The organism is Bacteroides sp. K03 (assembly GCF_019734355.1).
GTDB classification, from domain to species: Bacteria; Bacteroidota; Bacteroidia; order Bacteroidales; family Bacteroidaceae; genus Bacteroides; species Bacteroides nordii.
Genome location: NZ_JAASHC010000046.1, coordinates 1 through 13,116, shown reverse-complemented (window position 1 = coordinate 13,116; position 13,116 = coordinate 1). Strand labels below are relative to the sequence as shown.

Here is a 13,116-nt window from a genome sequence, read left to right as displayed (position 1 = left end):
TATGAAAAATCATCTTATTATTTCAGTTGCTACTGCTGCTGTTTTGTTGACGGGGTGTAGCGGGACTAAAAAAACAACTGCCCAGGCAGATAAATTTGATTATACAGTGGAACAATTTGCCGATTTACAGATATTGCGTTACCGGGTTCCGGGATTTGAGGACCTGTCGCTTAAACAGAAAGAATTAGTTTATTATCTTACTGAGGCTGCTCTTGAAGGACGAGACATCCTTTTTGATCAGAATGGGAAATATAATCTTCGTATCCGCCGGATGCTTGAAGTTATATATACTAATTATAAAGGTGATAAAAATAGTATCGATTTTAAGAATATGGAGACTTACCTTAAACGGGTGTGGTTCTCTAACGGTATTCATCATCATTACGGGTCTGAGAAGTTCGTACCCGGATTCTCTCAGGATTTTCTCAAACAGGCTGTGTTGGATGTAGATCCGGCACTGCTTCCGTTGGCTGAAGGGCAAACTGCAGAGCAGCTGTGCGAAGAGATCTTTCCGGTGATTTTTGATCCCACTATTATGCCCAAACGGGTCAATCAGGCTGATGGGGAAGATCTTGTGTTGACTTCTGCCTGCAACTATTATGATGGAGTGACCCAGGCTGAAGCTGAAGCGTTCTACGCTAAGATGAAAGATCCGAAAGATGAGACTCCGGTTTCTTATGGCTTGAATAGCCGTTTGGTAAAGGAGAATGGTAAGATTCAGGAGAAAGTGTGGAAAGTAGGCGGACTTTATACGCAGGCACTTGAAAAGATTGTCTATTGGTTGAAGAAAGCTGAAGGGGTAGCCGAAGATGATGCTCAGAAAGCTGCTATCAGCAAGCTGATTGAATTTTATGAGACCGGTGATTTAAAGACCTTTGATGAATATGCCATTTTGTGGGTGAAGGATCTGAATTCCCGTATCGATGTGGTAAATGGGTTCACAGAAAGTTATGGTGATCCGCTTGGAATGAAGGCGAGCTGGGAGTCTTTGGTTAACTTTAAAGATCTGGTGGCTACACAGCGTACTGAAATTATCAGTAGTAATGCGCAATGGTTTGAGGATCACTCTCCGGTGGAGGCACAGTTTAAAAAGAGTGAAGTGAAGGGGGTATCAGCAAAGGTTATTACTGCTGCTATTTTGGCGGGGGATCTTTATCCTGCAACAGCCATTGGTATCAACCTGCCGAATGCTAACTGGATTCGTGCTCATCATGGTTCAAAGTCTGTGACTATTGGCAATATTACCGATGCTTATAATAAGGCTGCCCATGGCAATGGTTTTAATGAGGAGTTTGTGTATAGTGATGCTGAGCGGGAGCTGATTGATCAGTATTCTGATCTGACGGACGAATTACATACCGACCTGCATGAATGCTTGGGACATGGTTCGGGTAAGTTGCTTCCGGGAGTAGATCCTGATGCACTAAAAGCTTATGGTTCCACTATTGAAGAAGCACGTGCCGATTTGTTCGGTTTGTATTATGTAGCTGATCCGAAGTTGGTTGAACTTGGTTTACTTTCCAGTGACGAGGCATACAAAGCACAATACTATACGTATCTGATGAATGGTCTGATGACCCAACTCGTGCGTATTCAGCCGGGTAATACAGTGGAAGAGGCACATATGCGTAACAGACAGCTCATTGCCCGATGGGTGTTTGAGAAAGGGGCTGCCGATAAGGTAGTAGAACTGGTGAAGAAGGACGGGAAAACATATGTTGTTGTGAACGACTATGAGAAGGTACGCCAGCTTTTCGGTGAATTGCTTGCTGAGATACAGCGTATTAAATCTACCGGTGACTTTGCTGCTGCCCGTGCATTGGTTGAAGATTATGCAGTGAAGGTAGATCCTGTGCTTCATGCCGAAGTTCTTGAACGCTATAAGAAACTGAATCTGGCTCCATATAAAGGGTTTGTTAATCCTAAATATGAGGCAGTTACTGATGCAAACGGAACGATTACTGATGTGAAGGTATCATATGATGAAGGTTATGCAGAGCAAATGTTACGTTATAGTAAAGATTACTCTCCGTTGCCTTCTATAAATAACTGATCTGAATGGATATAAAAGAACAATTAAAAGATATAAAGACACAGCTCCGGCTCTCTATGAACGGGGTTGTGTCTCAAAGTATGCGTGAGAAGGGGCTGAATTATAAGCTCAATTTCGGGGTGGAATTGCCCCGCATCAAAAGTATTGCTGCTGCCTATGAAAAGAATCATGATCTGGCGCAGGCATTGTGGAAAGAGGATATTCGTGAATGTAAAATTCTGGCAGGCATCTTACAGCCGGTAGATACTTTCTTTCCGGAGATAGCCGATATCTGGGTAGAGAATATGCCGAATATCGAAGTGGCAGAACTTACCTGTATGAACCTTTTTCAAAATCTGCCTTATGCTCCTGCCAAGTCTTTCCATTGGATAGCTTCGGAAGAAGAGTATGCACAGGTTTGTGGCTTTCTTACCATTGCCCGTTTATTAATGAAGAAGGGAGATATGGCCGAACGTCCGGCAGGGGAGTTTCTTGATCAGGCAATTTGTGCAGTGCTATCCGGTACTTATCACGTACGCAATGCCGCTTTGCTTGCTATCCGCAAATATATGCAACATAGCGAGGAGCATGCTTTCCAGGTATGTCGCATGGTAGAAAGTATGAAAGACTCTACTGTAGAGGCTGAGCAAGTATTATACAATGTGGTGGCGGAAGAGGCAGAATAATTAAATAATGTGCCAATATGCTAATGTGCCAATGTACCAATTACTGTGCAGCATGATAGCACAGTATATGGGTATATTGGCATATTATTTTATTGGCATATTGGCACATTATTTAATTGGTACATTGACACATTGACGCATTCTTTAATTGGCATATTGGCATATTATCATATTGGCACATTATTAATTGGCATATTGGCATATTAGCACATTGACACATTATTAATTGGTACATTATTTCTCATATTATTTTTGCTTTCCGCAAAAAAGGCTTAACTTTGTTGGCGCTAATTTCGTGCCGATATGGAAACTCAGAACGTAAAAGATACGGTAAGACAGATATTTACAGAATATCTTAATGCGAACGGGCATCGTAAGACCCCCGAACGTTATGCCATACTTGACACTATATATTCCATAGATGGACATTTTGACATAGATATGCTCTATTCGCAGATGATGAACCAGGAGAATTTTCGTGTAAGTCGTGCGACACTTTATAATACCATCATTCTGCTTATTAATGCCCGGCTGATTATCAAGCATCAGTTCGGAACTTCTTCCCAATACGAGAAATCATACAATCGCGAGACGCATCATCACCAGATTTGCACGCAATGTGGCAAAGTTACAGAGTTTCAGAATGAAGCGCTGCAAAATGCTATTGAGAATACCAGGTTAAGCCGGTTTCAGCTTTCACATTACTCCTTGTATATTTATGGGGTTTGCAGTAAGTGTGACCGTGCCAATAAACGGAAAAAAGTAAGTAACAACAATAAAAAAGAAAGATGAAAGTAGATGTACTATTAGGATTACAATGGGGCGATGAAGGTAAAGGTAAAGTAGTCGACGTATTAACTCCGAGATACGACGTGGTAGCACGTTTCCAAGGTGGCCCGAATGCCGGTCATACACTTGAGTTCGAAGGACAAAAATATGTGCTCCGTTCCATTCCTTCCGGTATTTTTCAGGGAGATAAGGTAAATATCATCGGCAATGGTGTTGTGTTGGATCCGGCTTTGTTTAAAGCAGAGGCTGAATCACTTGAAGCATCGGGACACAACTTAAAAGACAGACTGCACATTTCAAAGAAAGCGCATCTCATTTTGCCTACACACCGTATTCTCGATGCCGCTTATGAAGCTGCTAAGGGGGATGCTAAAGTAGGTACTACCGGAAAAGGTATCGGCCCGACTTATACTGATAAGGTGAGCCGTAACGGTGTTCGTGTAGGTGATATCCTTGATAATTTCGACCAGAAATATGCTGCTGCCAAAGCTCGCCACGAACAAATCCTGAAAGGACTGAATTATACATATGATCTGACAGAGATTGAAAAAGCATGGATGGAAGGTATTGAATACCTGAAGCAGTTCCATCTGGTAGACAGTGAACATGAAGTAAACAACTTGCTGAGATCGGGTAAGAGCGTTCTTTGTGAAGGTGCACAGGGAACAATGCTTGATATCGACTTCGGTTCTTATCCGTTTGTAACTTCTTCAAATACAGTTTGTGCCGGTGCTTGTACCGGTTTGGGAGTAGCTCCTAACCGTATTGGTGAGGTATATGGTATCTTCAAGGCTTATTGTACACGTGTTGGTTCAGGTCCGTTCCCTACCGAGTTGTTTGATGAAACAGGCGATAAGATCTGTACATTAGGACATGAGTTTGGTTCGGTGACGGGTCGTAAACGCCGTTGCGGATGGATTGACCTGGTAGCGTTGAAATATTCTGTAATGATCAACGGAGTTACTAAGCTCATTATGATGAAGAGTGACGTACTTGATACATTTGAGACGATCAAGGCTTGCGTTGCTTATAAAGTGAATGGTGAGGAGATAGATTATTTCCCTTATGATATCAATGAAAATGTAGAGCCTGTATATGCCGAACTTCCGGGATGGCAGGTTGACATGACGAAGATGCAGAGTGAAGATGAATTCCCCGAAGAATTCAATGCTTATCTCTCTTTCCTTGAAGAACAGTTGGATGTAGAGATTAAGATTGTTTCAGTAGGTCCGGACAGAGAACAGACTATTGAAAGATATACGGAAGAATAAACGCATTTTTAGATAATTCTTCATAAAACAGGAGGGAAACTATTGTGATATACAAAGTTTCCCTTTATTTTTGGCAAGCTATTTGTACAGATGTTTGTAGTATTCATTTTAATTAAAGAAAGTATATGATATCGTATTGGGTATTATTTATCGGAATTGCCGTAGTAAGCTGGTTGGTACAGATGAACTTGCAGAACAAGTTCAAGAAATATTCTAAGATACCTACCGGAAATGGAATGACAGGACGCGACGTGGCTATTAAGATGTTGAATGATAATGGAATCTATGACGTCAAGGTGACTCATACTCCCGGACAATTGACTGACCACTATAATCCTGCCAATAAGACAGTGAACCTGAGTGAAGGTGTATATGAAAGTAACAGTATTATGGCTGCTGCCGTAGCTGCTCATGAATGCGGACACGCTCTTCAGCATGCGCAGGCTTATGCTCCGCTGACGATGCGTAGCAAACTGGTTCCTGTAGTGAGCTTTGCTTCTCAATGGATGACCTGGTTGTTGCTGGCAGGTATCTTGTTGTTGAATTCGTTCCCTCAGTTGTTGCTGGCAGGTATTATCCTGTTTGCTATGACAACTCTGTTCAGTTTTGTCACTCTTCCGGTGGAGATCAATGCAAGTAAGCGTGCATTGGTATGGTTGAGCGCTTCGGGTATCACGAATTCGCGTAATCATGCACAGGCAGAGGATGCGCTTCGTTCGGCTGCTTATACGTATGTGGTAGCTGCACTCAGTTCTTTGGCTACGTTGATTTATTATATTATGATATTCCTCGGCAGAAGAGATTAAGCTGCTTCTGTTGTTCACCACAGAGGACACAGAGAGCACAGAGTTTTATTTTATTGAAACGCAGATTAACACAGGTTATCGCAGATTAAGATATTGTTATTCCTTGTCTTATATTTGTTTTCCTTTGCGTTAATCTGCGTTTTATATGGATAATAAACTCCGTGCCCTTTGTGTCCTCTGTGGTGAAATATAGATACGAGCGAGATTAACCCCAGATTCCCATGAATAATCAATAATTTCCTATAACTTTGCAGTTCGATAAATAAAACAGTTAGATTTATGGCAGCAAAACCAAGTATACCGAAAGGAACACGTGATTTTTCGCCCGTTGAGATGGCGAAGCGTAACTACATATTCAATACCATCCGCGATGTTTATCATCTTTATGGATTCCAGCAGATAGAAACTCCGTCTATGGAAATGCTTTCTACCTTGATGGGAAAGTATGGCGATGAAGGCGATAAACTTTTGTTTAAGATACAGAATTCGGGAGATTACTTCTCCGGCATCACTGATGAAGAATTACTGAGCCGCAATGCAGCAAAGCTGGCAAGCAAATTTTGTGAAAAAGGATTGCGTTATGATCTCACAGTTCCGTTTGCCCGTTATGTGGTGATGCACCGTGATGAAATCACTTTTCCTTTCAAGCGTTACCAGATTCAGCCCGTGTGGCGTGCAGACCGTCCTCAGAAGGGGCGTTACCGCGAGTTTTATCAGTGCGATGCCGATGTGGTAGGTAGTGATTCATTACTGAACGAAGTAGAGCTGATGCAGATTGTAGATACGGTGTTCACCCGTTTTGGTATCCGTGTCTGCATTAAGATCAACAACCGTAAGATCCTGACCGGTATTGCCGAGATTATCGGTGAAGCAGACAAGATTGTAGATATTACGGTGGCTATTGATAAGCTTGATAAGATCGGGCTGGAAAATGTGAACAGAGAGTTAGCTGATAAAGGAATCAGTGAAGAGGCGATTGCCAAGTTACAGCCTATTATCTTGTTGAGCGGAACGAATGCAGAGAAGTTAGCTACTTTGAAAACCGTACTTGCCGACAGCGAAATCGGAATCAAGGGAGTAGAAGAGAGCGAGTTTATCTTGAATACGCTTACAGCTATGGGGCTGAAGAATGAGATTGAATTAGACCTTACGCTGGCACGCGGCTTGAATTATTATACAGGAGCTATTTTTGAAGTGAAAGCACTGGATGTACAGATTGGTAGCATTACCGGTGGTGGACGCTACGATAATCTGACAGGTGTATTCGGTATGGCAGGTGTATCGGGGGTAGGTATCTCTTTCGGTGCCGACCGTATTTTTGATGTACTCAATCAGCTGGAACTTTATCCGAAAGAAGCTGTAAATGGTACGCAATTGCTCTTTATTAATTTCGGAGAGAAAGAAGCAGCTTTTTCAATCGGTATTCTGGCGAAGGCTCGTGCGGCCGGTATCCGTGCAGAGATTTTTCCGGATGCTGCAAAGATGAAGAAACAGATGAGCTATGCCAATGCGAAGAACATCCCGTTTGTAGCTATTGTAGGCGAGAATGAGATGAATGAAGGCAAAGCGATGTTGAAAAATATGGAAACGGGAGAACAGCACCTTGTTTCGGCAGAAGAGCTGATTGAAACCCTTTTGAAATAGGCTTTTCGCTCCCCGGAGCCGAGGACCTTGTTCCCCGGAGCCGAACCATCTCCTCCCCGGAGCCGAGAGATATCCTCCCCGGTGCCGCGTAAATGGCGCAGCACCGGGGAGTTTTTTTATGCTTTTCAGAATTCTATTTTGTCAAGTATTCCGCTTAGCCAGGCGATGGCTATTCCATAGTTTGTCATAGGTACTTTCTGTTCTTTGGCCTGTGCGATCCGGCTGAGTACATATTTCCGGTTGAACATACAAGCGCCACATTGGATGATAAGGTCGTACTTCTCCAGATTGGCCGGGAAATCATTGCCCGATACGATGTCTATCTGCAATCCTTCGCCTATTTTCTGGCGGAGCATACGAGGGAGTTTCACCCGGCCGATATCTTCCGACAGGGGAGCGTGCGTACAGGCTTCGGCTATCAGTACACGGGAGGTTTCTTTTAGCGTACCTATAGTGGCTGCACTGGCGGTGTAGTAGCCGATATCTCCTTTATAAGCGGCAAAGAGCACAGAGAAGGAAGTCAGTTTACTTTCTGCCGGTTTCCGTTCATATACGGTTTTGAAGACTTGTGAGTCGGTAATTATCAACTTTGGAGGGCGGGAGAGAGCCCGAAGAGTAACCTCCATCTGGTCGGTAGTACAACTCACGGCGATGCATTTCTTATCCAGCAGTTCCCGCAGGGTCTGTGCCTGTGGAAGAATGAGCCGCCCTTTCGGTGCCTGTATATCCTGCGGCATGACAAGTAAAACGAGGTCACCTGCCGAAACAAGCTTTCCTGTGATGCTTTGTGCATCGAAGTCTTCGGGTAGATGTCGGATGATAGCCCGGCGAATGTCTTCCATACCCTGCCGGGTGTTTGCACTGACGATGAGGGGAGATTCTCCGGTCTTACTTTCTATTACTGAGGCTATGGACGCTGCATCTTCCAGGATATCTGCCTTGTTGAGCAGCAAGATTACCGGGATATTCTTCTCTTTCAACTGTTGTATCCATTGAAGCTCTTTGTCCATATCCGGATGGCAGAGCAGGATGGCAATGTCTGTTTTTTCGGCTGCTTTCAGGGTGCGGGTCATCCGCATTTCGCCCAGCTCACCTTCATCGTCATATCCCGGAGTGTCGATAAAAAGGCAAGGGCCGACGTCCTGAATTTCCATTGCTTTGAGCACAGGATCGGTCGTTGTTCCCGGAGTATCGGAAACCAGTGCTACATCTTGTCCCGTCAAAGCATTGATAAGGGAAGATTTACCACTGTTTCGCCTTCCGAAGAGGGCGATATGGAGGCGGTTGGAATTGGGAGTCATGTTGTTTAATTGAAAATTGAAAGTTGAAAATTGAAAATGGCTGCACTTAATTAGTTGAAAATTGAAAGTTGAAAATTGAAAATGGGCTACGCTATCACGCTGCATAGTAACTTTCAATTTTCAATTTTCAACTTTCCATTAAAAACGGAAGTCCCTTTTCCCTCCAGCTATTTCTTTCAGGTTTCTCAGGGCTATTTCTTTTATCTTCGGGTTGGGGATTTTTCCGGCTTCCCGTATGATCAGTTCTTCTCCTTTGGCACGTGTGGCGGGTGAGGCGTAATCTTCCAGATATTCTTTCAGGGTAACCAGTGCATTCGGAGCGCAGCAATTAGCTATCTGCCCGGATTTGACGAGTGACATGAACCGGTCGCCCGTTCTGCCTGCCCGGTAGCAGGCGGTACAGAAGCTGGGGATGTACCCCATATCGAGTAGCCAGCCCACAATTTCGTCCAGCGTACGTGTATCGCTCAGGTCAAACTGAGCAGAGTTTTCCGATAATGGTTCCGGTTCGGCATAACCGCCTACGCTGGTTCGCGAACCTCCGCTGATCTGTGATATACCGATATCAAGCACTTGTCGGCGCGATTCCTGCGATTCGCGGGTAGAAATGATCATCCCTGTATACGGCACGGCAATGCGGATCACTGCCACGATGCGGCGGAAAATCTCATCCGATATGGAGTTGGGAAAGTCTGCTGTATCAATATCGTCCGCCGGACAGATGCGTGGTACGCTAATCGTATGTGGCCCTACTCCGAAAGTGGCTTCAAGGTGTTCTGCATGCATCAGCAGACCGACAAAGTCATATCGGAATGTATTCAGGCCGAAGAGTACTCCGATACCTACATCATCAATACCTCCCTGCATGGCGCGGTCCATTGCTTCGGTATGCCAGGCATAGTTACTTTTGGGGCCGGTGGGGTGGAGGAGCTCGTAATTTTCCTTGTGATAGGTTTCCTGAAAGAGGATATAAGTACCGATTCCTGCATCCCTCAGTCGGGTATAGTTCTCTACTGTTGTAGCTGCAATATTCACGTTTACCCGGCGGATTGCCCCGTTCCTGTGTTTGATGCTATAGATGGTGTCGATGGATTCAAGAATGTACTCAATCGGGTTGAGAAGCGGATGTTCTCCGGCTTCCAGTGCAAGGCGTTTGTGCCCCATGTCCTGTAAGGCGATTACTTCCCGGCGGATCTCTTCCTGTGTGAGCTTCTTGCGGGCAATGGTTTTATTCTTCAGGTGATAGGGGCAGTAGGTACAACCGTTGACGCAATAGTTGGAGAGATAAAGCGGTGCAAACATTACAATGCGGTTGCCGTAGAACTTCTGTTTGATTTCTTTAGCGAGGTGGAAGATGCGGTCTGTCAGTTCCGGCTGGTCGCACTCTAATAGCAAGGCTGCCTCGCGGTGAGTGAGTCCTTTGCATTGGGCGGCTTTCTCGATGAGCTGCTCGATAAGGGCGCGGTTACTTTTGTGGGTACGGGCATATTCCAGCGTATCCAGAACCTCCTGGTGGTCAATGAACTCTTCTGCTTTCAGTGAATTGAGCTTATACATACATTCTCTTTTTTTAATTATCTCTTAGTACTCATCGCCTGGCGAACCTCCTCGTGTGGGAAGCACTGCATCTCCGCGTGCGGGAATTGCCGTGTATCCTTTTAGTGTGGGAAGCGTTCCGAAGGGATCTTCCCCGTGCGGAAAGCACTTGTTATATAGTTCGTACTTTCCCCTTACTTCCTGTGGAGAGAGGTTGGGCATCACTACATTGGCTCCTGCCAATATTCCCCGTTCGCGTCCGTCGGCGGCGAGGGTGGCGAGTGCCGTTGTCGCGGGGATAAGTGCTTGCGGATGCATCAGCCGGAAGATAGACAGCAGTCGTAACGTTTGTTCTACACTTCCCGAAGGTGACCCGGCAAAAGGGGTATTGGGATGCGGAATAAAGGGACCGATACCGATCATCTGCGGACTGAAACGCTCTATGAACCGAATATCTTCAATGAGATGTTCTGTTGTCTGTCCGGGGCTTCCCACCATGATGCCCGTTCCCGTCTGATAGCCTATCTCCTTTAGCCATTGCAGGCATTGCAGGCGGGTATCCTGCCGCATTTCTGCCGGATGCAATTGGCGGTAATGTTCTTCATTGTAGGTTTCGTGACGCAACAGATAACGATTGGCCCCGGCACGGAAGAAGCGTTCATACTCCTCGCGTGATTTCTCCCCCAAAGACAGCGTGATGGCACAATCCGGAAATTCCCCTCTGATGGCCGCCACAGTCCCCTCGATCCAGTCGGAAGATTGTGCCGCATCTTCACCTCCTTGCAGCACAAAGGTACGGAATCCGAGTTTATATCCCTGTCGGCAACAGTCGAGAATCGTTTCCCGGCTAAGCCGGTAGCGTTCCACCTGTATGTTTCCTTTTCGTATGCCACAGTAGTAGCAGTTGTTCCGGCAGCAGTTGCTTATTTCAATCAGCCCCCGGATGTAGATGTTGTTTCCGAAATTTGCCAGCGTCACTTCACGGGCCTGGGCGTGCAGATACGAAAGGACGTCTGCATCCCGGCACGTCAGAAGCGCTTTGTAGCCTTCCGGTGGGAGGCTATGTTCTTGTCTGAGTCTGTCAACTCCTATTTTCATAGGTTTCTTTTCGTTTGAGCAAATCCTGTACTAACTGTCGGCGGCCGGAAACAATATCGTTGTGTGTGCTTGGTCCGGTGATACATCCTCCTTCGCAAGCCATAACTTCGATGAACTGTCCTGCTGCCTTGCCCGTTTTGGCGCAAGCACGCAGCAGTGCTATGTTTTTCTTATTGATGTCCGATACCTGAAGCGCGTTTATTTTATCAGCTTCTTCTTTCAGATAGGCTTTGACAGCTCCCATCACACCGCCTGCCTGGGCAAAACCGTGTGCTTCGCGGACAGAGGTATATACCAAAGAGAACGGCTGTGTCTGTTCCAGCTGAATGTCCATTCCGTCGAGAATGGAACCTATCTCCTCAAATGTAAGGATAAAGTCCACAGCTTCGTTCCGGCGTATCTCTTTGCGCTTGGCTACACAAGGGCCAACGAATACGATCCGGGCATCCGGATGTTTTGCTTTCGCAATACGTGCAGCGTAGTACATAGGCGATCCGGTTGTAGATACATACGGTTTCAGTTCCGGGATGTGCTTCTCTACCAGTTCGATGTAAGACGGGCAGCAAGAAGTGGTCATAAAAGCCTGGCCTTCTTCCAGTTTTTCCAGTAACTCGTGGGCTTCGTTGCTGGTGGTATCCATGGCACCTTGTGCCACCTCTATCACATCTGCGAAACCTATTTCGCGGAAGGCACCGTATACATGTTCTATACTTGTCTTAAACTGTCCGAGGATGGAAGGTGCTACGATGGCTACCATTTTCTCTCCTTTACGGATGCGTTGCAGGATATCAAAAGCCTGCGATACTTCAAAGATTGCACCGAACGGACATGCGTTCATACACTTTCCGCAATAGATACATTTGTCTTCGTTGATGTGTTCAATACCGTTTGCGTCTTTGCTGATGGCTTTCACCGGACAGGCTTCTTCGCAGGGGACAGGGATGTAAACGATGGCATGATACGGGCAGCTTCTATGGCAGATACCGCAACTGACGCAAGTGTCGTGGTCAATCATCGCCTGCCCGTTTTTCTTGAAGCGGATCGCATCTTTAGGACAGTTCATGTAGCAACTGCGTGCCACGCATCCACGGCACAGATTGGTTATCTCATAGTTGATCTGTACGCAAGACGAACAGGCTTCGTCTATCACGCAGAAGATGTTTTCTTTGGTACATTCTTCTCTTTCCAGTGCTTGCCGGGCATATTCCGAAAGGTTAGTCAGTTCGTCATGCTCGTCTGTCATGTCAAGTCCCATCAAGGGGAGACATTTGTATTTCCACACAGCGCGTTCCTTATGGACGCAGCAACGGCCCAGAGGTTTCGATTTTTTGGGACTAAGCTCAATGGGAAGCCGGTCAATTTTGTCAATTAATTCATCTTTCTTCCAGAGTCTTACGAGGTCCGCCAGCAGTTTGTGGCGAACGATCATAACGTTGTTAGTAAATGCCATAATGTTTTTTTAGGGTTGTTAGGGGCTGCAAAGATAGTGAACTGTTTGCTGAAAAACTAATATTCGTTAAAGATGATTGTAATATGTACTGCGGGGCATTGAAAATGGAAATGTTACCGGTTTGTAAGCGTATTGTAAAACCCGGACTTTACTTTTGTAGCATGAATGTTTTACCGGATTAATCCATAATAGGAGGTAACTGATATGAATAAGAATGAATGGATACAAAGAAGCCGCTTTGCCATGATTAGTACATTGATGACGATTGCAAGCCTGATGTTTTTGTTTTACATAGGTAGTTCGCTTATGGGCACTACGAAGAAATACCATGCTCAGGAGATAACACAGAGCCTGTTCTGATAATATGTTTCATCACAGAGGGCACACAGAATACAGAGTTTTAAATCTCTGATGAACCGCGGATGGACGCAGAATTCTAAGACCTGCGCAAATATTTGTGCAAGAAAAAACAGTTAAATAAGTTAAATGGGTTGCTATCTAGT

Annotated in this window: 11 protein-coding genes; 7 read left to right on the top strand and 4 right to left on the bottom strand. The window is 45.3% G+C overall.

Annotated features, from left to right (window positions below):
* Position 1 precedes the first annotated feature (1 nt).
* From HCG69_RS19980 to hisS, 6 genes are all read left to right on the top strand, one after another.
* Entirely contained in the window at positions 2-2,053 is a 2,052-nt protein-coding gene (locus HCG69_RS19980) for a dipeptidyl peptidase 3 (RefSeq protein WP_221651480.1), read from the top strand.
* Between the two features lie 5 nt (positions 2,054-2,058).
* On the top strand, positions 2,059-2,718 hold the full coding sequence (locus HCG69_RS19975; protein ID WP_221651479.1) for a DNA alkylation repair protein: 660 nt from the start codon (positions 2,059-2,061) through the stop codon (positions 2,716-2,718).
* 303 nt (positions 2,719-3,021) lie between these two features.
* Entirely contained in the window at positions 3,022-3,510 is a 489-nt protein-coding gene (locus tag HCG69_RS19970) for a Fur family transcriptional regulator (protein WP_002560897.1), read from the top strand.
* Positions 3,507-4,778 (top strand): adenylosuccinate synthase, encoded by a 1,272-nt coding sequence (locus tag HCG69_RS19965; RefSeq protein WP_002560898.1) that lies wholly within the window; start codon positions 3,507-3,509, stop codon positions 4,776-4,778. The genes HCG69_RS19970 and HCG69_RS19965 overlap by 4 nt, the downstream gene beginning before the upstream one ends.
* 125 nt (positions 4,779-4,903) lie before the next feature.
* The gene (locus tag HCG69_RS19960) at positions 4,904-5,584 is read left to right on the top strand and encodes a zinc metallopeptidase (protein WP_002560899.1); all 681 of its coding nucleotides are present in this window, start codon (positions 4,904-4,906) and stop codon (positions 5,582-5,584) included.
* A gap of 279 nt (positions 5,585-5,863) precedes the next feature.
* Positions 5,864-7,228 carry a histidine--tRNA ligase gene (hisS, locus tag HCG69_RS19955; RefSeq protein ID WP_221651478.1) on the top strand — a complete coding sequence of 455 codons (1,365 nt, stop codon included), beginning with the start codon at positions 5,864-5,866 and terminating at the stop codon, positions 7,226-7,228.
* A gap of 125 nt (positions 7,229-7,353) precedes the next feature.
* Here hisS and hydF read toward each other — a convergent pair whose 3' ends face one another.
* From hydF to HCG69_RS19935, 4 genes are all read right to left on the bottom strand, one after another.
* Positions 7,354-8,529, bottom strand: a complete 1,176-nt coding sequence (hydF, locus tag HCG69_RS19950) for a [FeFe] hydrogenase H-cluster maturation GTPase HydF (protein WP_221651477.1) — start codon at positions 8,527-8,529, stop codon at positions 7,354-7,356.
* 138 nt (positions 8,530-8,667) lie between these two features.
* Positions 8,668-10,086 carry a [FeFe] hydrogenase H-cluster radical SAM maturase HydG gene (gene hydG, locus HCG69_RS19945; RefSeq protein WP_221651476.1) on the bottom strand — a complete coding sequence of 473 codons (1,419 nt, stop codon included), beginning with the start codon at positions 10,084-10,086 and terminating at the stop codon, positions 8,668-8,670.
* Between the two features lie 24 nt (positions 10,087-10,110).
* Complete coding sequence (hydE, locus tag HCG69_RS19940) at positions 10,111-11,163, bottom strand: [FeFe] hydrogenase H-cluster radical SAM maturase HydE (protein WP_221651475.1); 1,053 nt, start codon at positions 11,161-11,163, stop codon at positions 10,111-10,113.
* A complete protein-coding gene (locus tag HCG69_RS19935; protein ID WP_221651474.1) occupies positions 11,147-12,613 on the bottom strand; it encodes a monomeric [FeFe] hydrogenase in 1,467 nt (488 codons plus the stop codon). The genes hydE and HCG69_RS19935 overlap by 17 nt, the downstream gene beginning before the upstream one ends.
* Positions 12,614-12,817: 204 nt before the next feature.
* On the opposite strand from HCG69_RS19935, the gene HCG69_RS19930 reads away from it, so the two are divergent.
* On the top strand, positions 12,818-12,973 hold the full coding sequence (locus HCG69_RS19930; protein WP_221651473.1) for a hypothetical protein: 156 nt from the start codon (positions 12,818-12,820) through the stop codon (positions 12,971-12,973).
* The last annotated feature ends 143 nt before the right edge of the window (positions 12,974-13,116 follow it).